The 22088-nt window shown below is 70.0% G+C and carries 18 protein-coding genes; 15 read left to right on the top strand and 3 right to left on the bottom strand.

Annotated features, from left to right (window positions below):
• Nucleotides 1-113: 113 nt before the first annotated feature.
• Nucleotides 114-1109, bottom strand: a complete 996-nt coding sequence (locus ACFU8Q_RS07360) for an ATP-binding protein (protein ID WP_384449096.1) — start codon at nt 1107-1109, stop codon at nt 114-116.
• A gap of 101 nt (nt 1110-1210) precedes the next feature.
• Here ACFU8Q_RS07360 and ACFU8Q_RS07355 point away from each other — a divergent pair, with 101 nt between their 5' ends.
• The gene (locus tag ACFU8Q_RS07355) at nt 1211-2035 is read left to right on the top strand and encodes an oxidoreductase (RefSeq protein WP_384449093.1); all 825 of its coding nucleotides are present in this window, start codon (nt 1211-1213) and stop codon (nt 2033-2035) included.
• Nucleotides 2036-2612: 577 nt separating this feature from the next.
• Here the strand turns inward: ACFU8Q_RS07355 and ACFU8Q_RS07350 are convergent.
• On the bottom strand, nt 2613-3452 hold the full coding sequence (locus tag ACFU8Q_RS07350; protein WP_384449091.1) for an HAD family hydrolase: 840 nt from the start codon (nt 3450-3452) through the stop codon (nt 2613-2615).
• Between the two features lie 563 nt (nt 3453-4015).
• On the opposite strand from ACFU8Q_RS07350, the gene ssd reads away from it, so the two are divergent.
• Genes ssd through ACFU8Q_RS07315 form a run of 7 tightly spaced genes read left to right on the top strand, consistent with a single transcriptional unit; the run spans nt 4016 to nt 9086 of the window.
• Nucleotides 4016-5077 carry a septum site-determining protein Ssd gene (gene ssd / locus ACFU8Q_RS07345; RefSeq protein WP_384449088.1) on the top strand — a complete coding sequence of 354 codons (1062 nt, stop codon included), beginning with the start codon at nt 4016-4018 and terminating at the stop codon, nt 5075-5077.
• Nucleotides 5074-6222 (top strand): TadA family conjugal transfer-associated ATPase, encoded by a 1149-nt coding sequence (locus ACFU8Q_RS07340; RefSeq protein ID WP_384449085.1) that lies wholly within the window; start codon nt 5074-5076, stop codon nt 6220-6222. Before ssd ends, ACFU8Q_RS07340 begins: the two co-directional genes overlap by 4 nt.
• Entirely contained in the window at nt 6219-7100 is an 882-nt protein-coding gene (locus tag ACFU8Q_RS07335) for a type II secretion system F family protein (RefSeq protein ID WP_384449084.1), read from the top strand. The genes ACFU8Q_RS07340 and ACFU8Q_RS07335 overlap by 4 nt, the downstream gene beginning before the upstream one ends.
• Complete coding sequence (locus tag ACFU8Q_RS07330) at nt 7097-7894, top strand: type II secretion system F family protein (RefSeq protein WP_384449081.1); 798 nt, start codon at nt 7097-7099, stop codon at nt 7892-7894. Before ACFU8Q_RS07335 ends, ACFU8Q_RS07330 begins: the two co-directional genes overlap by 4 nt.
• A 58-nt stretch (nt 7895-7952) precedes the next feature.
• Nucleotides 7953-8153: a DUF4244 domain-containing protein gene (locus ACFU8Q_RS07325; RefSeq protein WP_384449079.1), complete on the top strand. Its 201-nt coding sequence runs from the start codon at nt 7953-7955 to the stop codon at nt 8151-8153.
• Nucleotides 8140-8550, top strand: coding sequence for a TadE family type IV pilus minor pilin (locus ACFU8Q_RS07320; RefSeq protein WP_384449076.1), 411 nt, complete (start codon nt 8140-8142; stop codon nt 8548-8550). Before ACFU8Q_RS07325 ends, ACFU8Q_RS07320 begins: the two co-directional genes overlap by 14 nt.
• Nucleotides 8547-9086, top strand: coding sequence for an Rv3654c family TadE-like protein (locus ACFU8Q_RS07315; RefSeq protein WP_384449073.1), 540 nt, complete (start codon nt 8547-8549; stop codon nt 9084-9086). Before ACFU8Q_RS07320 ends, ACFU8Q_RS07315 begins: the two co-directional genes overlap by 4 nt.
• On the opposite strand, the gene ACFU8Q_RS07310 is transcribed toward ACFU8Q_RS07315, so the two are convergent.
• Nucleotides 8968-11505 carry a DEAD/DEAH box helicase gene (locus ACFU8Q_RS07310; RefSeq protein ID WP_384449070.1) on the bottom strand — a complete coding sequence of 846 codons (2538 nt, stop codon included), beginning with the start codon at nt 11503-11505 and terminating at the stop codon, nt 8968-8970. The genes ACFU8Q_RS07315 and ACFU8Q_RS07310 overlap by 119 nt on opposite strands.
• Nucleotides 11506-11583: 78 nt before the next feature.
• Here ACFU8Q_RS07310 and ACFU8Q_RS07305 point away from each other — a divergent pair, with 78 nt between their 5' ends.
• The 7 genes from ACFU8Q_RS07305 to topA form a co-directional block, all read left to right on the top strand.
• Nucleotides 11584-11937 (top strand): STAS domain-containing protein, encoded by a 354-nt coding sequence (locus tag ACFU8Q_RS07305; protein ID WP_003967428.1) that lies wholly within the window; start codon nt 11584-11586, stop codon nt 11935-11937.
• A gap of 515 nt (nt 11938-12452) precedes the next feature.
• A complete protein-coding gene (locus tag ACFU8Q_RS07300; RefSeq protein ID WP_384449067.1) occupies nt 12453-12935 on the top strand; it encodes an ATP-binding protein in 483 nt (160 codons plus the stop codon).
• 306 nt (nt 12936-13241) lie between these two features.
• The gene (locus tag ACFU8Q_RS07295) at nt 13242-15692 is read left to right on the top strand and encodes a sodium-translocating pyrophosphatase (protein WP_384449064.1); all 2451 of its coding nucleotides are present in this window, start codon (nt 13242-13244) and stop codon (nt 15690-15692) included.
• A 369-nt stretch (nt 15693-16061) separates the two neighbouring features.
• On the top strand, nt 16062-16685 hold the full coding sequence (locus tag ACFU8Q_RS07290) for a small secreted protein (RefSeq protein WP_384449061.1): 624 nt from the start codon (nt 16062-16064) through the stop codon (nt 16683-16685).
• A 155-nt stretch (nt 16686-16840) separates the two neighbouring features.
• Complete coding sequence (locus ACFU8Q_RS07285; RefSeq protein WP_384449059.1) at nt 16841-18355, top strand: methyltransferase; 1515 nt, start codon at nt 16841-16843, stop codon at nt 18353-18355.
• Between the two features lie 372 nt (nt 18356-18727).
• A complete protein-coding gene (locus tag ACFU8Q_RS07280) occupies nt 18728-18925 on the top strand; it encodes a hypothetical protein (RefSeq protein WP_266747018.1) in 198 nt (65 codons plus the stop codon).
• Nucleotides 18926-19265: 340 nt separating this feature from the next.
• A partial coding sequence (gene topA / locus ACFU8Q_RS07275) for a type I DNA topoisomerase (RefSeq protein WP_384449056.1) occupies nt 19266-22088 on the top strand: 2823 nt, incomplete at its 3' end.

The following is a 22088-nucleotide window of genomic DNA, read 5'->3' as shown; positions in this document are numbered from 1 at the left end:
CCCCGGGGGAAAGAACGTCGACGGCACCCCGGCGGAAAGAACGCATCCTCCCGGCAGGGGCGCCGACCGGCCAGATCGGCTGGGCCGACCGACCGGGTTGGCTGAGCCGACCGTCAGGCCGGTTGGGTGGCGCCGTCCTGCACGTACCGCTCGTCGAGCACGAATGCGGGGTCGACCTGGGCGGCCAGGTCGGCGCCCGTCTTCTCATTGCCCCAGCTCTCCGCGTTCCTCAGATGGAAGTGCACCATCTGCCGCGTGTATCGCTCCCAGTCCCGCTGCTCGTACGAATCCTCCGCGGCGTTCTGCAGCGCCTGCAGAGCCATCCGGTTGTCCGCCTCCAGTAGCTCGAAGCGGGCGGGTCGGCCCTTCTCCATAGCCCGTACCCAGTCGGAGTGCCCTACGGTGACCAACAGGTCGTCGCCCACCTCGGCGCGCAGGAATTCCAGATCGTCCTCGCCCTGCACCTTGTTGCCGACGACCTTCAGCGCGACCCCGAAGTTCCGCGCGTACTCCTTGTACTGGCGGTATACGGAGACCCCCTTGCGGGTGGGCTCGGCGACCAGGAACGTCATGTCGAAACGGGTGAACATCCCGGAAGCGAAGGAGTCCGATCCCGCTGTCATGTCGACGACGACATAGTCGTCGGGGCCGTCGACGAGATGGTTGAGGCAGAGCTCAACCGCACCGACCTTGGAGTGGTAGCACGCCACGCCCAGATCGGACTCGGTGAACGGTCCGGTGGCCATCAGCCGGATCTCCCCGTCGTCGAGCCGGACCGTACGGGCGCACGCTTCGTAGATCGGGTTGTCCTCGCGGACCCGCAGCAGTCGCGAGCCCTCGCCGGGCGGAGTCGTCTTGATCATCGTCTCGATGGAGGCGATACGGGGATTGCTGCCGCGCAGATACTCCTTGATCAGAGGCAACTGGGCTCCCATGGCGGGGAGTGCCGCGGCTTCCTGGTCATCGAGGCCGAGTGCGACCCCTAGGTGCTGGTTGATGTCCGCGTCCACCGCGACGACATGGGCTTCATTGGCGGCAAGGTGGCGGATGAAGAGCGAGGACAGCGTGGTCTTGCCGCTGCCGCCCTTCCCTACGAAAGCGATCTTCATGTTCACCTAGGGTAGCGGGGCGATCGCGGACTGTTGCCACCTTCGTGAAGAAGGCCACTCCTGGGTGGTAATGGAGTGGGGGGCGCGTAGCCTCGCTACCTATGAGTACGCCTGCCTCTGATCCGCTCGCCGCCCTGGGCGCCCTGCCGGGAGTCGCCGATGCGGTGGACTCCGTACGCAAGGCCGTCGACCGTGTCTATGGTCACCGAGTCATGCGGCGCCGCAGCAACGAGGTCACCGCCGAAGCGGCGCTGCGCGGCGCCCGTGGCTCGGCAGCGCTGGCCGGGGCCGACTGGAACCTGGAGGAGGTGCGCCGACGCACCGACTTCAGTGGAGACGGTGAGGCGCATGTGATCGGAGCGGCCCTGAGGCTGACCGCCGAAGCGGGCCAACTGCTCTCCATCTGGCGGCAGTCGCCCTTGCGTGTCCTGGCGCGGCTGCATCTGGTTGCGGCCGGCGGTGCCGAACCCGAGGACGCTGTCGGCCGGCCGCGGCTGACGGGCGAACCCGTGGACGAACCGCTGATCGAAGCGCCGCTGCCGGACGCCGACGAGGTGGCCGGACGGCTGGAGGGGCTCTCCGGGCTGATCCTTTCGGGCACTTCGGCTCCCGCGTTGGTGACGGCGGCGGTTGTGCACGGTGAACTGCTGGCCCTGCGCCCCTTCGGTTCGTACAACGGCCTTGTCGCGCGGACCGCCGAGCGGATCGTGTTGATCGGGAGCGGGCTCGACCCGAAATCGATCTGTCCCGCCGAGGTGGGGCACGCCGAGCAGGGCCGGGCGGCGTACATCGCGGCGTTCGATGACTATCTCTCGGGGACGCCGGACGGGATGGCGACCTGGATCGCGCACTGCGGGCGCGCTGTGGAACTGGGAGTCAGGGAATCGACGGCGGTGTGCGAGGCGCTGCAGCGCGGCGCCGCGTAACGAGGCGGCGGCTTCGTGGCGCCGGGTGCGACGGGCTGAATTGTCAGCCGTGAAACTTCACCGCATAACGTCAGGGCCGTAACTCCAGTGCGGTGATTTCACCGGGCCAAGGGCGACTTCGCGGTGACTTCACCGGGGCAACTTCACGGCCCGATACAAGGGTTGCGGCGGTACCGTCCTCGGTACCGCCGCTGGCATGTCTACCCAGTTACCATGCGTCCTCGATATGTGCCCATCAGGTCGGGGGCTTTGCCCGTTCCTGGTGCGGCTGGCCCGTAATCGACGGGTCGACGTCGCGTGGGTGCTCGGTTTTCATGCTCGGTCCGTGGGGCCTTCTCTGCGTTACAGGTAATCCTCTCGGACGTCCTTGGTCTCGCGGGCCGTTGAGTCCTTTGTACTCCAGGGCCGGTGTGAGCGGTAGTGCTGGCCGTACTTCTTTACTTTTAGGTTCAATTACGGGCGAGTTGGACAACCCGGTTCAGTCCGCGAAATGGGCTGAGACGGTCGTCTCGGCCAGCTCCATTGGCGGCGTCGGGTGGCGAGTTCAAGGTATCGGGGTGCCGCCCGGCTCGCGTGGTCAGGCGGAGGAGGTGCTGGAGCGGCGGCGGGAGGTGTACCAGACCAGCCCCGCCGTGACCGCGGCCGCCCCCACCGCTGCCGCCGCGACCAGCGCGGGACGCGCCGGCATCGTGAAGGCGGGCAGCCGCTGCTTGAGTCTGACCGGTCGATCGAAGACGAGAACCGGCCACTCGCGGAGGGTCGCCTCCCGCCGCAGAGCGCGGTCCGGATTCACTGCATGTGGGTGTCCGACCGATTCCAGCATCGGTACATCGGTCGCCGAATCGCTGTAGGCGTAGCAACGCGAGAGGTCGTACCCCTCCGACACCGCGAGCGCCTTGATCGCCTCGGCCTTCGTTGGTCCGTACGCGTAGTACTCCACTTCGCCGGTGAAGCAGCCGTCGTCGCCGACGACCATCCGGGTGGCGACCACGCGGTCGGCGCCGAGCAACTCGCCGATCGGTTCGACGACCTCGGCGCCCGAGGTCGAGACGATCACCACATCGCGTCCGGCGGTGTGGTGCTCCTCGATGAGCGTCGCCGCTTCGTCGTAGATGATCGGGTCGATCAGATCGTGCAGGGTCTCGGCAACGATTTCCTTCACTTGCCGTACGTTCCAACCCTTGCAGAGCGCGGAGAGATATTCCCGCATCCGCTCCATCTGGTCGTGATCTGCCCCTCCGGCGAGGAACACGAACTGTGCGTACGCAGTGCGCAGTACGGCGCGGCGGTTGATCAGTCCGCCTTGGTAGAAGGACTTGCTGAAGGTCAGTGTCGAAGACTTCGCAATGACCGTCTTGTCCAGGTCAAAGAAGGCTGCTGTGCGCGGCAAGAAGCGGTTTTCCACAAGGCAGAGCATAGGGGCCCACCATTCGGCGTAAACTCCGGCGCGTGGGTTTGCCTGAGAAGGCTCTCGGGTACACCATGGAAGTCACGGATCGTTCGCGACCGTGCTAACCCGGTCCGGCTCCTCCCCCCCGAGTCGGCCGTGGGGACGACCCCCGCTCTCCCCCCCGGCGGGGGTCGTCGCATGTCCAGACCCATTTCTAGGGTTCGGAATCAAGCATTCCGCCTCCGTTTCGGCCGCGACGGCTCACTTCTTGCCCGTCTCTCACCATCGTGCCCCGTCACGGTGCGTAGTGGAAGCGCTGCTCTCCGGAAGTCGCCGGTATGAGTGACCGAGTTATTCACAACGGTGGAGTTGTCCACAGTTTTTGAGCAAGATCCACACGATTTCCCGAAGCGCTGCACGGTGATTCCAGCCGCGAAGTCCGCGGGTTGTGGAATCGCTGATCCCGGAACACTCCGAGATCAGCGCGAACTGCGATGAAGGTGCAGTGAGAAGGGGCGGAGATCGTGGCTGAATCCAACACACGGGATCGTCTGCAGAGTGCCGAAGTGCGGCGGGGCGGACCGTTGATCGTGACCGAGGATGTGGAACTCCTCGACGATCTGCTGCGGCTGTGTGCTGCCGCCGGAGCGGAACCGGAAGTTCATCACTCGCTGCCCGAGCGCAGAGGCAGCTGGGAGCAGGCCCCGATGGTTCTCGTGGGGGACGACGCCGCCCGGCGGTGCCGCGGGGCGGCGCGCAGGCGCGGTGTGATGCTCGTCGGCCGGGACCAGGATGTCCCGGACGTCTGGCGCCGCGCCGTGGAGATCGGGGCCGAATATGTACTGAGGCTGCCCGACTCCGAGGGTTGGCTCGTCGACCAGATCGCCAATGCGGCGGAAGGTGTGGGCCGGCCGGCACTCACCGTCGGGGTGATCGGCGGGCGGGGTGGCTCCGGCGCGTCCACACTGGCCTGCGCCCTCGCGGTGACGGCGGCCAGGGCCGGGCGGCGGACCATGCTGATCGACGGTGACCCGCTCGGCGGGGGCATCGATGTGCTGCTCGGCGGCGAGCGCACCGAGGGAATGAGGTGGCCGGATTTTGCCCATTCCAAAGGGCGGGTCGGCGGAGGCGCGCTGGAGGAGTCGCTGCCCGCACTGCACGGCTTGCGGGTGCTCAGCTGGGGCCGCGACGACTGGGTGGTGATCCCGCCGTCGGCCATACAGGCTGTGCTGGCCGCCGCGCGCAGGCTCGGCGGGGTGGTCGTCGTCGATCTGCCACGCCGGGTCGACGAGGCGGTCGCCGAGGCGCTCGCGCAACTGGACCTCGGGCTGTTGGTGGTCCCCGGGGAGCTTCGGGCGGTCGCGGCGGCGAAGCGGGTGGCGTCGATGGCCGGAATGGTCCTCGACGACCTGCGGGTGGTGGCGCGCGGTCCGTACGCGGCGGGCCTCGACGAACGGTGGGTGGCGCAAGCGCTTGGGCTGCCGCTTGTTGGTGAACTCCCGCTCGAGGCCGGGTTGCTGGCGGCCCAGGACGGCGGGGCACCTCCCGGCGGTAGTGCGCGCGGTCCGCTGGCCAGATTCTGCACAGCCTTCTGGGAGCGGGCGCTCGCCCCGGAGGGCGTGGCGAGCCGCACCGCTGGGGGTGCGTCATGACCGAGACGCTGCTCGACGCCGTACGGCAGCGGCTGGCGCAGAGCGGCGCGGCGCCGACCCCGGCCGGAGTCGCGGCCGCGCTGCGTGCCCAGGGGCGGCTGCTCGGTGATGCGGAAGTGCTCGGTGCGGCCGACGAATTGCGCGGCGAGCTGGTCGGGACCGGGGTGCTGGAACCGCTGCTCGCCGACCCGGCGGTGACGGATGTGCTGGTCTGTGCGCCGGACCGGGTGTGGGTGGACCGGGGCGGTGGGCTCGAACTCACCGCGGTGACGTTCCCGGACGCTGCCGCGGTGCGCAGGCTGGCGCAGCGGCTGGCGGCTGTGGCGGGACGGCGGCTCGACGACGCCCGGCCCTGGGTGGACGCGCGGCTGCCGGACGGCACCCGTATGCACGCCGTGCTGCCGCCGGTGTCCGTCGGCTCGACGTGTCTGTCGCTGCGGGTGGTACGCCCGAGGGCCTTCTCGCTGACGGAACTGGTCGCGGCCGGGACGGTGCCACCGGACGGCGACCGGGTCCTGCGGGCCCTGGTGGACGCCAGGGTCTCGTATCTGATCAGCGGGGGGACGGGAGCCGGAAAGACGACTCTCCTGTCGAGTTTGCTGGGTGCGGTCGGGAAGCGTGAGCGAATCGTGCTTGCCGAGGATTCGGCGGAGCTGCGGCCGGACCATCCGCACGTGGTGCGTCTGGAGTCGCGCCCCGCCAATCAAGAGGGGGCGGGCCGGGTGACCCTTCGGGACCTGGTGCGGCAGGCGCTGCGGATGCGGCCCGACCGGCTGGTCGTCGGGGAGGTGCGGGGTGCCGAGGTCACCGAACTGCTGGCCGCGCTGAATACCGGGCACGAGGGCGGCTGCGGGACGGTTCACGCCAATGCCGCCGAGCACGTCCCAGCCCGTCTTGAGGCGCTGGGGACGGCGGCGGGGCTGGACCGGACGGCGCTTCACAGCCAGTTGGCGGCGGCGTTGTCGGTGGTGGTCCATCTCGTACGGGACCGGGCCGGGCAGCGGCGGATCGCCGAGGTGCAGGTGCTGGAGCGGGACGCGGCCGGGCTGGTGGTGACTGTGCCGGCGCTGTGCTGGGGCCCCGGCGGATTCGTGCGGGAGCGGGGCTGGGAGCGGCTGCGGTCGCTGATCGGGGGTGCGCTGTGAGCGACGGTGCGGCGCCGGGGCTGTCGGCGGGTGCGGGCGGCGCGGCGGTCTTGTGCGTCGCGGTGGCGGCCTGGTTGGTGGTGGCGCAGGACCAGGGGCGACGGAGAGCCCGGGTGCTGTTCGTCGACGGCGGGGTGGAGCCGCCCCTGCGTGCGCGCTGGGAGCGGATTCGGGCATGGTTCCAGGCGCGGTTGCGGGAGCGGCGGGAATGGCTCTGTCTGCCGGTGGCGCTGGCCATCGCTGTGCTGGGGGAGTCCGTGCTTCCGATGCTGGCCGGTGCGGTCGCGGTGCCGCTGGTACGGCGGTGGCTGCGGAGACAGGCCCTGACGCGGGAGCGGGAACGTCGGGCCGATGGGGTGGTGGCGCTGTGCGGCGCAGTCGTGGGTGAGTTGCGGGCCGGACATGAACCGGGGCAGGCGCTGCTCTTCGCTGTCCGCGGAACCGGGGCGATGGGAGCGGCGGAGGCCGGTGTGTCCGCCGCGGCACGGTTCGGTGGCGATGTACCGGGGGCGCTCGGGCAGGCGGCGCGGGAGCCAGGTCTGGACGGGCTTGCCGGGGTTGCGGCCTGCTGGCGGGTGGCGGCGGACGGCGGGGCCGGGCTCGCGGCGGGGCTGGACCGCCTGGAAGGTGCACTGCGGTCCGAGCGACGCAGACGCGAGGAGTTACGGGCCCAACTGGCTGGTGCCTGGTCGACGGTGGCCGTGCTCGCGCTGCTGCCGGTGCTCGGGCTGGGACTGGGGGCGGCGCTCGGAGCGGATCCGCTGGAGGTGCTGCTGCACACGCCGGCCGGGCTGGTCTGTCTGGTGGCGGGTGGGTTGCTGGAGGCTGCCGGGCTCTGCTGGGCCGGACGGATCGTACGGGCGGGGGAGGCGGCATGAACGGGATCACCGGCGATGTCGCCTACCTGGTGGCGGCAGTGTGGGCGGTTCTGGGCGTGGTCCTGTACCTGGCTCTCGCCCTGTCCGGGCGGCGGCGGAGGCGGCTGGTACGCCGCCGGGGTGCGGTGCTGATGGCGATCGGCGCGGAGAAGCGTCGGCCCGGGCGTGCGGTTTCCGGCGCCCAAGCAGCCAAGGAGTGGATCGCGCCGCTGGGGGCTGTGGCGACGGGTGTGGTCCTGGTCGGCGGCCTGTTGGGGTGCGTGGCCGGGCTTGCCGCGGCGTATGGCGCCCGGCGGTGGCAGCGGGCCCGGCGCAGCGGCGAACAGGGTGCTGGTGCTACGGAGGCGACTGAGGTCGTACGTCAACTCCCGCTGGCAGCAGATCTCTTGGCGGCCTGCGTTTCGGCCGGAGCCGGGCCCCGGGAAGCGGCGGAGGCGGTGGGGGATTCGCTGGGCGGACCGGTCGGCGTGCGTCTGGCACGGACGGCGGCGGAGATCCGGCTCGGTGGTGAACCAGCAGTGGCCTGGGGGCGGTTCGGGGAGACACCGGGCGCCGGCGCGCTGTCCCGCTGTCTGGACCGGGCGGGATCGACCGGAGCTCCGGCGGCGGAGCCGGTGGCGCGGCTGGCCGAGGCGATGCGGGCGGAGCGGGCGAGCGCGGCCGTGGCGTGCGCCCAGCGGGCAGGCGTGCTGATCACCGCACCGGTCGGACTCTGTTTTCTGCCCGCGTTCCTGGCGGTCGGGGTGGCGCCGGTGGTGATCGGGCTGGCGACCGGCCTGCTTCACTCCGGCTGAATGAATAGCACTGATAAGTATCTATCCAGTTTTAATTACACATTTCGCGGGGGTTGAAATGGTGCAGCGAATCAGGGATTGGGTGCGGAGCATGGCGCGCCGAGTCCGGTCGGACAACGGAATGACGACGTCCGAATACGCGGTGGGGACGATCGCGGCCTGTGCGTTCGCGGCGGTGCTCTACAAGGTGGTGACCAGCCAGCCGGTCATGTCCGCGCTGCAGTCACTGCTGAAGGACGCACTCGATGCGAAGTTCTAGGAATGGTTCCGGGCTGTGCGCCGGGGGCCGTTCGGGGACTGCGGGCGCGGGCGGGGACCGGGGTGCGGTGACGGCGGAAGCGGCCATGGTGGTTCCGGTACTGGTGGTCTTCGCCCTGGCCCTGGTCTGGGCGCTGATGGCCGCCTCCGCCCAGATCCGGTGCGTGGACGCGGCCAGGGCGGGGGCGAGGGCGGCGGCCCGTTCGGAACCGGAGCCACAGGTGCTGGAAACCGCCCGTTCGGCGGCACCCGGCGGGGCCGAAATCGCGATGGAGCGGGCCGGGGAGTTGTGGCGGGTGCGGGTGGCGGCGCCCACGCCCGGACTCGGCCCGCTGGCCCTGACGCTTCATGCGGAGGCGACGGCACTGGCCGAGGACACCGTGGGGGTGGAGCCATGATCGGGGTGGGACGGGGTGCCGCGAGGGCTGTGACCGGGTGGCTCCACGTACGTGGAGCCTGTGGCCCCGGTCGCGGACGGAGCCGGAGCCAGGGCCGCGAGCCGGACCAGGGCCTGGCGGACCGGGACAGGGGGCTGGCGACGGTTTGGGTGGCGATGACCACGGCTACCTTGTGTGCGGTGTTCGCTGTCGTGCTGGCGCTCGGGCAGGTGGTGGCCGCTCGGCACCGGGCCGGCGGCGCGGCGGACCTGGCGGCTCTGGCCGCGGCCGACCGGGCCCTGCAAGGGCACGAGGAGGCATGCGGGGCGGCCGACAAGGTGGCCGCGGCACAGGGCGCCGTGGTGGTCCGGTGCGCGGTGCGAGGAGAGATCGCCGATGTGACGGCCCGGGTGCGCTTCGGGCCGTACGAACCGGCGGTCAGGTCCCGGGCAGGCCCTCCGGCGGCTGCTCCCGATCACCCGGAGCCGTCGCCGCCGATGATTCCGGAGGGCTTGGCACCCCGGGCTCCGGCGGAGCCCACCGGAGGAGTTCGCTGAGGAGACGCACGGCGCCTCGTTTGTGCAATGGATCGTTGCCGTTGCCGCACTTGGGGGACTGGATGCAGGACGGGCAGCCGGCCTCGCATTCGCAGGACGCGATGGCCTGGCGGGTCGCGGTCAGCCATGCGCGGGCGGTGTGGAAGGCCCGCTCGGCGAATCCGGCACCGCCCGGGTGCCCGTCGTACACGAAGACCGTGGGCAGGAGGGTGTCCGGGTGCAACGGTACGGAGACGCCACCGACGTCCCATCGGTCGCAGGTGGCGAAGAGCGGCAGCATGCCGATCGAAGCGTGCTCCGCGGCGTGCAGGGCGCCGCCGAGGATCTCCGGGTTGATGCGGGCGGCGTCGAGCTGATCCTGCGTGACGGTCCACCACACGGCGCGCGTGCGCAGAGTGCGGGGAGGCAGATCCAGCTTGGTCTCGCCGAGGACCTCGCCGGTGATCAGTTTGCGACGCAGGAAAGAGACGACCTGGTTGGTGACCTCCACGGAGCCGTAGCAGAGCCGTCCGTCACCCCATGGGATCTCGGTGTCGGTCTCCAGGACGGCGATGGCGGTGGTGTCGCGGGCGGTCGTCGAGTACGGCGGGTCGGCCTCTTCGACCAGGGCCACAGAATCCTCCAGATCCAGCTTCCGGACCAGATAGGTGCGGCCCTGGTGGAGATGGACGGCGCCTTCATGGACGGCGGTGTGCGAGGCAGCCTCGTCGACGGTGCCCAGCAGCCGGCCCGTGCCCTCCTCGACGATCTGGACGGGGCGACCGCCCTCACCCCGGATGTCGGTGAGATCGGCGGCGCGCTCGCGGCGGGTCCAGTGCCAGCCCGATGCCCGTCTGCGCAGCAGCTTCGCGGCTTCCAGTTGCGGCAGCAGTTCGACCACGGCCGGGCCGAAGAGCTCCAGATCGGCTTCGGTGAGCGGGAGCTCCGCAGCGGCGGCGCACAGGTGCGGGGCAAGGACGTACGGGTTGTCCGGGTCGAGGACGGTCGACTCCACGGGCTGCTGGAACAGCGCCTCGGGATGGTGGACGAGGAAGGTGTCCAGCGGGTCGTCGCGGGCGACCAGGACGGCCAGGGCACCCTGGCCGGAGCGTCCGGCGCGGCCCGCCTGCTGCCACAGCGACGCCCTGGTGCCCGGATAGCCGGCGATGACGACGGCGTCCAGGCCGGACACGTCGACGCCGAGTTCGAGGGCAGTGGTGGCGGCAAGGCCGAGCAGCCGGCCGGAGTGCAGGGCGCGCTCCAGGGCGCGGCGTTCCTCGGGGAGATAGCCCCCGCGGTAGGCGGCGACCCTGGCGGGCAGGGAGCGGTCCACCTCGGCGAGGCGTTCCTTGGCGATGACGGAGATCAGCTCGGCGCCGCGCCGAGAGCGTACGAAAGCGACCGAGCGGATGCCCTGGACGGTCAGATCGGTGAGGAGGTCGGCGGTCTCGGCTGTGGCGGTACGGCGGACGGGCGCGCCCTTCTCACCGTGCAGCTCGGTCAGGGGCGGCTCCCACAGCGCGAAGACCAGCTCGCCGCGCGGCGAGGCATCGTCGGCGACCTCCTTGACCGGGAGACCGGTGAGGCGGCCCGCCGCGACGGAGGGCTCCGCCGCGGTGGCCGAGGCGAGGAGGAAGACCGGATTCGCTCCGTAGCGGGCGCACAGGCGGCGCAGCCTGCGTACCACCTGGGCGACGTGGGAGCCGAAGACACCGCGGTAGGTGTGGCACTCGTCGATGACGACAAAGCGCAGGGCGCGCAGGAAGGAGGACCAGCGGGGGTGGGACGGGAGTATCCCGCGGTGCAGCATGTCGGGATTGGTCAGGACGTAGTTGGCGTACTGGCGTACCCATTCGCGTTCCTCGACCGGGGTGTCGCCGTCGTAGACCGCAGGCCTGATGGCGTTGCCGAGCGGTGCCGCGAGTTCCTTCACCGCACGCCTCTGGTCGGCGGCCAGGGCCTTGGTGGGGGCGATATACAGAGCGGTCGCGCCACGGCCGTTCGGGGCCTCGGAGCCGTCGAGCAGGGTGGTGAGTACCGGGGCGAGGTACGCGAGCGACTTGCCGGACGCCGTGCCCGTGGCGATGATCACGGACTCGCCGGCCAGGGCGTGCTCGGCGGCGGCCGCCTGGTGCGCCCACGGATGGCCGATTCCGGCCTTCTGGATCGCGGCGATCACTTCTGGCCGGATGCGATCGGGCCAGATGGCATGGGTTCCCGTGCGCGGGGGCAAGTGCTCCGTATGAGTGATGCGCGCGGACCGGCCCGCCACTGCGGCGAGCCGGTCGAGGACCATGGCGGGAGAGGGGCGCGAGTCCCTGTTCTCGGCTGGTCGACTGGGGCGGTGATTCTTGGCCATCGGCACCGAGTGTGTCACTGGCGTGACGGACAATGGTCCCAAGGCGTCGTGCATGGCTGCTGGTAAGTGATTGAATGCCATCGCGGCTGGCGATCCGTCCCCTGGCTCCGCCGGGGAGACCGAGGGGCGACCGCTCGATAGCAAGGTGCTGGAGGATCCGTGGACCTGTCCTTGTCGACTCGCAATGTGTCCGGCCCTGGTGGCGACCGTACGGTCGTCGAGGTCGGTGGCGAGATTGATGTGTATACCGCGCCCAAGCTGCGCGAGCAGTTGGTCGAGTTGGTGAATGACGGCAGCTACCACCTGGTTGTCGACATGGAAGGCGTCGACTTCCTCGACTCCACCGGTCTCGGCGTGCTCGTGGGCGGCCTGAAGCGTGTCCGGGCTCATGAGGGCTCGTTGCGCCTGGTCTGCAACCAGGAGCGCATTCTCAAGATCTTCCGGATCACTGGTCTGACCAAGGTGTTCCCGATTCACACCACGGTCGACGAGGCCGTTGCGGCCACCGACTGACGGTCGGTCCGCGGGCGGTCCGCGGTCCGACCAGTGGTCGGTACACCGGCAGCCGTGACCGGCGGCCGGTGCCCCGCAGGTGGCCTGAACGGCCGGTGTCGCGGTCAGGCAGTCGGCCGGGCAGTGGGTGCCGGTGGCCGGGAGATCTGGCAGACGGTGCTCCGGTTGACGGGCAGCCGGTCGGCGTACGGTCGGTTGTCGGCCGACCGGTGGGTCGTCGGTTGCCTGCCGACCGGACCTCTGACGGGCAGCTGCTTGTCGGTCGGCCGTCGGCTGTTCGGTCGCTCGGGAGTGGCCCGTCCGCCGGACGTCAGTCTGCTGGCTGTCCGGCGGGTCCGCCGATCAGGTCGGCCGGCCGTCGGATTCGTCGGTTCCGGAAGGATTTCGGAAGAAAGCCGGAAGCGGTCCGAATGAACGCGGAAAGAAGACCGGAAGAAGACCCGAAGAAGAGCCGGGGTATCCGGGCAGCGTGCCCGGGCCGCCGGGATGCACGCCCGTACGTCTGAGGGGATCCCATGGCCACCGTTGAACTCCGCTTCAGTGCTCAGCCCGAACACGTCAGGACGGCCCGCCTCGTGGCAGCCGCCGTGGCGCGCCGGGCGGGGGTCGATGAAGCCGTGCTCGACGAGGTCAGACTCGCCGTCGGTGAAGCCTGCAGCCGCGCAGTCGGGCTGCACCGCAGTCATGGCATCGCCGCTCCCGTCTCGGTCGTCCTGATCGAGGAGGAGAAGTCCTTCTCGATCGAGGTCGGCGACGAGGTGCCCGGACCAGGCGCCGAACCCGAACCCGAGCCCGGCGGATCCGCCGAGGCCCCCGCGACACGCGGCGCCACGCCCGGCGTGGGGCTCGATGGGCCGGATTCCGACGCCGACGGCGAGGACGAGATGGGTCTCGCGGTCATCAGCGGTCTCGTCGACGATGTGGAGGTCAGATCGGGGGCCAACGGCGGAGTGATCCGCATGAGCTGGCCGAAGACGCCGGTGACGGTGCTTCCCTGAGGCTCCGCAGCCACCACGGGCGGTCCGCCGGTCCCGATCCCGTCGGATCCTCCCCCGAGCCGCCCCCGACACATTTCTTGATCCGACTTTTGAGGCCCTGCTGAGCAGGGCCTTTTTTCATTTCTGTGTGATCATTGATCTACGGAAAATGCGCCTGCCCCATTACTGCATTCGGGTCGATTCGTGGGCGCGATCATTTACCGAACCGCCCGTGAAGGTCAATTACATTTACCGCGCACTGTTTTGATCGGCTTCCGCTCCTTACAATCCGTCCACGTCTTGAGCGCTGAGCGTCAAGGAGGACGTATGGCGGAGTTCTTCAACACCCCACTGGCAGGACTGACGCAAGATTCCGCACTTTCCACCCCTTCCGGCCGACCCGCATCTCTCGCGGCCGCGGTGCTCACCGATGACAATCGCGTCATCGTGGTCGCCGTCGCGGTCGTTGCCGTAGCCGCACTGTTCGTCGCCCGGCTGCTGGTGCGTCAGGTGCTGGCGGCCGGTGAGGGCACCCCTCGTATGAAGGAGATCGCGGCAGCCGTCCAGGAAGGCGCGAATGCCTATCTGGCCCGGCAGCTGCGCACCGTCGGCATCTTTGCCGTCGTGGTCTTCTTCCTGCTTCTACTGCTTCCGGCCGACAACTGGTCGCAGCGCGCGGGCCGTTCGTTGTTCTTCCTGGTGGGTGCGCTTTTCTCGGCGACCACCGGATACATCGGGATGCGGCTCGCCGTACGCAGCAATGTCCGTGTGGCCGCTGCCGCGCGGGAGGCGACTCCTGCGGAGGGTGAACCCGAGAAAGATCTCACCGCCGTTTCGCACAAGGCGATGAAGATCGCTTTTCGCACGGGTGGCGTGGTCGGCATGATCACCGTGGGCCTCGGTCTGCTCGGGGCTTCCTGTGTCGTCCTCGCCTATGCCGCCGACGCTCCGAAGGTGCTGGAGGGCTTCGGTCTCGGTGCCGCGCTGATCGCCATGTTCATGAGGGTCGGCGGCGGCATCTTCACCAAGGCGGCGGATGTCGGCGCCGACCTCGTCGGAAAGGTGGAGCAGGGCATCCCGGAGGACGACCCGCGCAACGCCGCCACCATCGCCGACAACGTGGGCGACAACGTCGGCGACTGCGCGGGTATGGCCGCCGACCTCTTCGAGTCGTACGCCGTGACGCTCGTTGCCGCGCTCATCCTCGGCAAGGCCGCCTTCGGCGATGCCGGACTGGCCTTTCCGCTGATCGTTCCGGCGATCGGCGTGGTCACCGCGATGATCGGGATCTTCGCGGTCGCCCCGCGGCGCGCCGACCGCAGCGGAATGACCGCCATCAACCGCGGATTCTTCATCTCCGCGGTGATCTCGCTCGTCCTGGTCGGCGTGGGCGTCTTCGTCTATCTGCCGTCCTCGTACGCGGATCTGCACGGTGTCACCGACAGCGCCATCACCTCGCACGGTGGTGACCCGCGGGTATTCGCCCTGGTCGCCGTCGCCATCGGCATCGTGCTGGCCGCCCTGATCCAGCAGTTGACCGGTTACTTCACCGAGACCGGCCGGCGCCCCGTCAAGGACATCGGCAAGTCGTCGCTGACCGGTCCGGCCACCGTCGTACTCGCCGGTATCTCCATCGGTCTGGAGTCCGCCGTCTACACGGCGCTGCTGATCGGCCTGGGCGTCTACGGGGCATTCCTGCTCGGCGGTACGTCGATCATGCTGGCGCTCTTCGCGGTGGCCCTGGCAGGGACCGGGCTGCTCACCACCGTCGGTGTCATCGTTGCCATGGACACCTTCGGCCCGGTCTCCGACAACGCGCAGGGCATCGCGGAGATGTCCGGCGACGTCACCGGCGCCGGCGCGCAGGTCCTCACCGACCTGGACGCCGTCGGCAACACCACCAAGGCCATCACCAAGGGCATCGCCATCGCCACGGCCGTACTGGCGGCCTCGGCGCTCTTCGGCTCGTACCGCGACGCGATCGCCACCGCCGTCGACGACGTGGGGGCCAGGGCCGGGGAGATGACCCTCAGCCTGGACATCTCGCAGCCCAACAACCTGGTGGGCCTGATCCTCGGCGCCGCGGTCGTCTTCCTCTTCTCCGGGCTGGCGATCAACGCGGTGTCCCGGTCCGCCGGATCCGTCGTCTACGAGGTGCGACGGCAGTTCAGCGAGCACCCCGGGATCATGGACTACAGCGAGAAGCCGGAGTACGGACGCGTCGTCGACATCTGCACCAAGGACGCCCTGCGCGAGCTCGCCACGCCCGGCCTGCTCGCGGTCCTGGCGCCGATCGCCGTCGGGTTCACGCTCGGTGTCGGGGCGCTCGGTTCGTATCTCGCGGGCGCCATCGGCACCGGCACGCTGATGGCGGTCTTCCTCGCCAACTCCGGTGGTGCCTGGGACAACGCCAAGAAGCTCGTCGAGGACGGCCATCACGGCGGCAAGGGCAGTGAGGCCCATGCCGCGACCGTCATCGGTGACACGGTCGGCGACCCGTTCAAGGACACGGCAGGACCGGCGATCAACCCCCTGCTCAAGGTGATGAACCTGGTCGCGCTGCTCATTGCCCCGGCGGTGGTGCAGTTCAGTTACGGGCAGGACGCGAGCGCCGGTGTGCGGGCGGCGGTCGCGGTGCTGGCCATCGTCGTCATCATCGGCGCCGTCTACGTCTCCAAACGGCGCGGCGTCGCCGTAGGGGACGAGGAGGGCCCCGGTGACGGGGCCGGTGGCGGAGGCAGGCCCGCCGAGTCGCCCGGAGAGGCGGCGGTTTCGTGAAGCGGTGACGGGAGGAGGGCGGTGGGGGCGGTGATGCGTAGCCGCCCTCGGCCAATGACTGGGCGGGCGACGCACTCTGATGTGTCGTCCGCCCGCGGTCCCTTCGGCTGCCCGGCGGCGGGACCCCGGCAGGGACGCAGGCCGGAGGACGCCGGTCGGTGGCCCGTCGACGGTCCCGTCCGGGGCGCTCGCTCGTGCAGGTGTTCACCCGTCCGGAGGGGGTGGAGAGCCGCGTGGGTGAGTGGTATCTCCCTCATTTCCCTTGGTGCAAATGGCTACAAAAGGTCTCTCATCGGACGCCCGGCACCCGGATGGAGGGCGCCCGGCGTGTAAGTTCCGGGGCCGAGAGCCTTGGAAGGGACCGATCCGGTGAACAAGAAGCTTGCGGCCGCGCTGTCCGGCGGTGCGGTACTGGTACTTACGCTGTCGGGCTGCAGCAGCGACGACAACAGCGACAAGGTGAACGCCTGGGCCAAGAACGTCTGCGACAAGGTCCAGCCCCAGCTCCAGAAGATCGCGAACGCCAACGCCGCCATCCAGCAGCAGACCGCGGACAACAGCAAGCCCGCCGACGTCCAGAAGACCGACTCGGCCGCCTTCCAGCAGATCTCGCAGGCGTACAAGGCTCTGGGCGCGGCTGTCGATTCGGCGGGCGCACCGCCGGTCGACGGTGGCGAGACCACGCAGAAGGAGGCCGTGAAGGAGCTGAACGCCTCCTCCGCGGCGTACGCGAACCTGGAGAAGAAGGTCGACGCCCTCGACACGAAGGACCAAGCGAAGTTCGCCGACGGCCTCAAGGGCATCGCGGACGAGCTTAACAAGATCAGTACCGGTGGTGACGAGGCCCTGAGGAAGCTCCAGTCCGGCGAGGTCGGCACCGCGATGGCGAAGCAGAAGGGCTGCCAGAAGCCGACGGCCTCGGTGGCGCCGAACACCGCCTCCCCGAAGCCGGGCGCCCCGTCGCCGTCCGCCTCGCCCAGCAAGAAGTCGTAACCGAACGGCCGCGGCAGTCGTAGTAGGTGCGGTAGGTGCGGCAGGTGGAGTAGGTGTCGCGGTTGTAGCGATTGCGGCCGTTGTGCGTACGGCCCGGCGGCCCCGGCGGGCGCCGGGCCGCTGCCGTTGTCAGTGGGAGCGGCCACAATGAGGGGGTGAGTACGACCAGTCTCCCCCTGCCCGACCGTTCGCCCCGGCTCCGTGAAGCCCTGCTTGCCGCCGCCTTCACCGCCGACGGGCTCCTCGACCTGCTCGGTGCCCCCGCCTACGCCGCGCTCGCCCGCAGCGAGACGGTCCCGGCTCTGCGGGCCACCCGGGGCGACTCCCCGCTCGACACACTGGTGCGGCTCTTCCTGCTCCAGCACCCGGTCCCGTACGAGCGCGCCCGCGCCGCGCTCCCCCTGGCCGAGTGCGTCGAGGACGGCTGGGTGGCCCACGCCGCCGGCGAAGTACGGGCCACGGTCGACGTGCGGCCGTACGGCGGGCCCGAAGGGCAGGACTGGTACATCGTCTCCGACCTGGGATGCGCGGTCGGCGGCGCGGGCGGCATCGGTTCACGCGAGGAGGGCGTGGTCCTCGGCGTCGGCGGGGCGTCCACCACGCTCGCGGGCATCACCGTCCGTACACCTGTCGCCTCCGCGCTCGATGTCGGTACGGGCTCCGGCATCCAGGCGTTGCACGCCTCGCAGCACGCCACCCGGGTCACCGCCACCGACCTCAACCCGCGAGCGCTGGAGTTCACCCGTCTGACGCTCGCCCTCTCCGGCGTCGCCGCGGCCGATCTGCGTCAGGGCTCCCTGTACGAGCCCGTGGGCACGGAGACGTACGATCTGATCGTCTCCAACCCGCCGTTCGTCATCTCGCCCGGTGCCCGCCTCACCTACCGCGACGGCGGCATGGGCGGCGACGACCTGTGCCGGACCCTGGTGCAGCAGGCGGGTGACCGGTTGAACGAAGGCGGATACGCCCACTTTCTCGCCAACTGGCAGCACATCGAGGGCGAGGAGTGGCAGACCCGGCTGAGTTCCTGGGTGCCGCACGGCTGCGATGCCTGGATCGTGCAGCGTGAGGTCCAGGACGTCACCCAGTACGCGGAGCTGTGGCTGCGCGACAGCGGCGACCACCGCACGGACCCCGCCGACTACGCCGCGCGCTACGACGCCTGGCTGGACGAGTTCGAGGCCCGCAAGACCAAGGGCGTGGGCTTCGGCTGGATCACCCTGCGGAAGTCCGCCGCGGCTGCCGCCGGTAATCCGTCCGTCGTGATCGAGGAGTGGCCGCACGCGGTGGAGCAGCCGCTCGGACCCGCCGTCCAGGCCCACTTCGTCCGTCAGGACTACCTCCGCGAACAGGATGACGCGGCGCTCCTGGCCGGGCATTTCACCCTCGCTGCCGAGGTCGTGCAGGAACAGGTCGGGCTCCCGGGCGCGGAGGACCCCGAGCATGTGGTGCTCCGTCAGAACCGTGGCATGCGGCGTGCGACGAAGGTCGACGCCGTCGGCGCCGGCTTCGCGGGCGTGTGCGACGGGTCGCTGCCCGCGGGCCGGATCCTGGACGCGATCGCCCAGTTGATGAACGAGGACCCGGTGCTGCTGCGCGACCGCACTCCGCAGGCGATCAGGCTCCTGGTGGAGGAGGGTTTCCTGGAGCCGGTGCTGCCGACGCGTTGATCGCATCGTTCGAGTTGATCGAGCCGATCACGTTGCCGTGATCCCGGGCCGGGCGGCTGCCTCCCTGCTGCCGCAGCCTTGGGCGGACTCCGTCAGCGGGCTCCGCTCCGGTTCGGGCGCGTACCGCCGTGCGTAATGAACGGGCTCGCCATCAGCGGCTTCGCGTTCACCGTCGACGGTCCGTCGCGGACGCTGCGGATTCCGGTTGGCCCACCGGGCCGGTGTCGCCCACCGGCCCGGGCTCCGAGCTTGCGGGGTGCGTGAATCCGGCCATTCACCCGGGGTTCGCATCCACGACGCCCTGGGGTGGCAGCCTCCCCGGGACCGGACCGGCATGGGCCTCGGCCGGGCGGGAAAGGGAGGCGTACGGACATGGAGAGCGGACCTGCGGTCTTCGCCGGAACGGCGTTCGCGCTGTTCGGCGCCGCGCTGCTGCTGTGGACGGGGGCGCGTGTGCTGCACCGTGCGCCGGTGGCGCACGGAGTGAGCCCCATCGCTTCCGCCGCTCTCGCCACTGTGTTCGGCGTACTCTTTCTCGTTCTCGGTGTGTGGTGCTTCACCCGCATCTGATCCACTTCCCGCCGGATCCGGCCCCCAGGGTCTCGGCAGCCAGGGTGGGGAGGCGGAGAACACGCCCGGGGCGCCCGGCTGCACGGCGCCGGGAGCCCCGCTCCGCAGTGCCGCCGCAGCACTCGGAAACCCGCAGGCGGCGACCGTGCCCACAGGGGAGCGGGCGGTCCGGGCGGCAGGAATGGCGGAAGTCGGGTTACCGTTCGAGTGGCCGTTGCGGGCTTTTGCCGTTTGACACGGGGGCGGGTTGTACCGTCACACTCCGCAGCGACAGCACCGTCGGCAGCGTCAGCGCGCTGCCCGGATGCCCACTGAGTGTCGACCGGAGAGAAGAGCGAAGTTGTCCCCGACCAGCGAGACCGCACAGGGCGGCCGCCGACTCGTCATCGTCGAGTCGCCTGCCAAGGCGAAGACGATCAAGGGCTACCTCGGCCCCGGATACGTCGTCGAGGCGAGCGTCGGGCACATCCGCGACCTGCCGAACGGCGCCGCAGAGGTCCCCGATGAGTACACCGGCGAGGTCCGTCGGCTCGGCGTCGACGTCGAGCATGACTTCCAGCCCGTCTATGTCGTCAACGCGGACAAGAAAGCACAGGTCAGGAAGCTCAAGCAGCTGCTGGCCGAGTCCGATGAACTCTTCCTCGCCACCGATGAGGACCGCGAGGGCGAAGCCATCGCGTGGCACCTGCAGGAAGTTCTGAAGCCCAAGGTCCCGGTCCACCGGATGGTCTTCCACGAGATCACCAAGGACGCGATCCGGGCCGCCGTCGCCAACCCGCGCGAACTCAACCAGCGCATGGTCGACGCCCAGGAGACCCGCCGCATCCTCGACCGCCTCTACGGCTACGAGGTCTCGCCGGTCCTGTGGAAGAAGGTCATGCCGCGCCTGTCGGCCGGCCGGGTCCAGTCCGTGGCGACCCGTCTCGTCGTCGAGCGGGAGCGCGAGCGCATCGCCTTCCGTTCCGCCGAGTACTGGGACCTGACCGGCACCTTCGCCACCGGCCGCACCGGTGACGCCTCCGACCCGTCGGCCCTCGCCGCCCGTCTCAGCGCGGTCGACGGCCGCCGGATCGCCCAGGGTCGTGACTTCGGTCCGGACGGGCAGCTGAAGTCCGGCTCCGGCCAGACGCTGCACCTGGACGAGACGAACGCCCGAGCCCTGGCCGCCGCTCTCGCCGACGCCACGTTCGCCGTACGGTCCGTCGAGTCGAAGCCGTACCGCCGCTCCCCGTACGCCCCGTTCCGGACGACGACCCTCCAGCAGGAGGCGAGCCGGAAGCTGGGCTTCGGGGCCAAGGCCACCATGCAGGTCGCGCAGAAGCTGTACGAGAACGGCTTCATCACCTATATGCGTACCGACTCCACGACCCTCTCGGACACCGCGATCTCCGCGGCCCGGGCACAGGTCACGCAGCTGTACGGCGCCGACTACCTGCCGGACAAGCCGCGCACGTACGCCGGGAAGGTCAAGAACGCGCAGGAGGCGCACGAGGCGATCCGCCCCTCCGGCGACCGCTTCCGCACCCCTGCCGAGACCGGCCTCACCGGCGACCAGTTCAGGCTCTACGAGCTGATCTGGAAGCGGACCGTCGCCTCTCAGATGAAGGACGCGGTCGGTGACTCCGTCACCGTCAAGATCGGCGGCCGGGCGAGCGACGGCCGGGACGCCGAGTTCTCCGCGTCCGGCAAGACGATCACCTTCCACGGCTTCATGAAGGCGTACGTCGAGGGCGCCGACGACCCGAACGCCGAGCTCGACGACCGCGAGCGACGCCTCCCGCAGGTCGCCGAGGGCGACGCGCTGTCCGCCGAGGAGATCTCGGCCGACGGGCACGCCACCAAGCCGCCGGCCCGCTACACCGAGGCTTCGCTGGTCAAGGAGCTCGAAGAGCGCGAGATCGGCCGCCCGTCGACGTACGCCTCGATCATCGGCACGATCCTGGACCGTGGCTACGTCTTCAAGAAGGGCACGGCCCTGGTGCCGTCCTTCCTCTCCTTCGCCGTGGTCAACCTGCTGGAGAAGCACTTCGGCCGGCTCGTCGACTACGACTTCACCGCGAAGATGGAGGACGATCTCGACCGCATCGCGCGGGGCGAGGCCCAGGCCGTGCCGTGGCTGAAGCGCTTCTACTTCGGCGCGCGCGACGACGACACGGCCGGTGCAGGCGCGGCCTCCGACGCGGGCAACGGCGACGGCGACCACCTCGGCGGGCTGAAGGAGCTCGTCACCGACCTCGGCGCGATCGACGCGCGGGAGATCTCCTCGTTCCCCGTCGGCAACGACATCAAGCTCCGCGTCGGTCGCTACGGCCCGTACATCGAGCGCGGCGAGAAGGACTCCGAGGGCCACCAGCGCGCGGACGTGCCGGAGGACCTGGCGCCCGACGAGCTGTCCGTCGAGTACGCGGAGGAGCTGCTGGCCAAGCCGAGCGGCGACTTCGAGCTCGGTGCGGACCCGATCACCGGGCACCAGATCATCGCCAAGGACGGGCGGTACGGCCCGTACGTCACCGAGGTGCTGCCCGAGGGCACCCCGAAGACCGGCAAGAACGCGGTGAAGCCGCGGACGGCCTCGCTGTTCAAGTCGATGTCGCTGGACACGGTGACGCTGGCCGACGCGCTGAAGCTGATGTCGCTGCCACGGGTCGTCGGCGAGGACGCCGAGGGCGTCGAGATCACCGCACAGAACGGCCGCTACGGTCCCTACCTGAAGAAGGGCACGGACTCGCGTTCGCTGACTTCCGAGGATCAGCTTTTCGACATCACCCTTGAAGAAGCCCTCGCGATCTATGCCCAGCCCAAGCAGCGCGGCCGGGCCGCCGCGAAGCCGCCGCTGAAGGAACTGGGCACGGACCCGGTGAGCGGGGCGCCGGTCGTGGTCAAGGACGGGCGTTTCGGTGCGTACGTGACCGACGGCGAGACCAACGCGACGCTGCGGACCGGCGACAGTGTCGAGACCATCACGCCGGAGCGCGGCTACGAGCTGCTCGCCGAGAAGCGCGCCAAGGGGCCCGCCAAGAAGACGGCGAAGAAGGCCCCGGCCAAGAAGGCGACCGCGAAGAAGACGGCGACGAAGACGACGGCGGCGAAGAAGACGACGGCGGCCAAGAAGACCGCCGCGAAGAAGACGACCACCGCGAAGAAGACGACGGCGGCCAAGAAG

The sequence above is a fragment of the Streptomyces sp. NPDC057543 genome, assembly GCF_042801895.1.
Taxonomy (GTDB): Bacteria; Actinomycetota; Actinomycetes; order Streptomycetales; family Streptomycetaceae; genus Streptomyces.
This window is presented reverse-complemented; position numbering and strand designations above follow the sequence as displayed.

What these genes read in the sequence shown, in the direction of transcription:
- ACFU8Q_RS07360 (WP_384449096.1), bottom strand. Translation starts at nt 1,109, where the DNA reads ATGAAGATCGCTTTCGTAGGGAAGGGCGGCAGCGGCAAGACCACGCTG.
- ACFU8Q_RS07355 (WP_384449093.1), top strand. Translation starts at nt 1,211, where the DNA reads ATGAGTACGCCTGCCTCTGATCCGCTCGCCGCCCTGGGCGCCCTGCCG.
- ACFU8Q_RS07350 (WP_384449091.1), bottom strand. Translation starts at nt 3,452, where the DNA reads ATGCTCTGCCTTGTGGAAAACCGCTTCTTGCCGCGCACAGCAGCCTTC.
- ACFU8Q_RS07340 (WP_384449085.1), top strand. Translation starts at nt 5,074, where the DNA reads ATGACCGAGACGCTGCTCGACGCCGTACGGCAGCGGCTGGCGCAGAGC.
- ACFU8Q_RS07330 (WP_384449081.1), top strand. Translation starts at nt 7,097, where the DNA reads ATGAACGGGATCACCGGCGATGTCGCCTACCTGGTGGCGGCAGTGTGG.
- ACFU8Q_RS07325 (WP_384449079.1), top strand. Translation starts at nt 7,953, where the DNA reads ATGGTGCAGCGAATCAGGGATTGGGTGCGGAGCATGGCGCGCCGAGTC.
- ACFU8Q_RS07320 (WP_384449076.1), top strand. Translation starts at nt 8,140, where the DNA reads ATGCGAAGTTCTAGGAATGGTTCCGGGCTGTGCGCCGGGGGCCGTTCG.
- ACFU8Q_RS07315 (WP_384449073.1), top strand. Translation starts at nt 8,547, where the DNA reads ATGATCGGGGTGGGACGGGGTGCCGCGAGGGCTGTGACCGGGTGGCTC.
- ACFU8Q_RS07310 (WP_384449070.1), bottom strand. Translation starts at nt 11,505, where the DNA reads ATGGCATTCAATCACTTACCAGCAGCCATGCACGACGCCTTGGGACCA.
- ACFU8Q_RS07300 (WP_384449067.1), top strand. Translation starts at nt 12,453, where the DNA reads ATGGCCACCGTTGAACTCCGCTTCAGTGCTCAGCCCGAACACGTCAGG.
- ACFU8Q_RS07295 (WP_384449064.1), top strand. Translation starts at nt 13,242, where the DNA reads ATGGCGGAGTTCTTCAACACCCCACTGGCAGGACTGACGCAAGATTCC.
- ACFU8Q_RS07280 (WP_266747018.1), top strand. Translation starts at nt 18,728, where the DNA reads ATGGAGAGCGGACCTGCGGTCTTCGCCGGAACGGCGTTCGCGCTGTTC.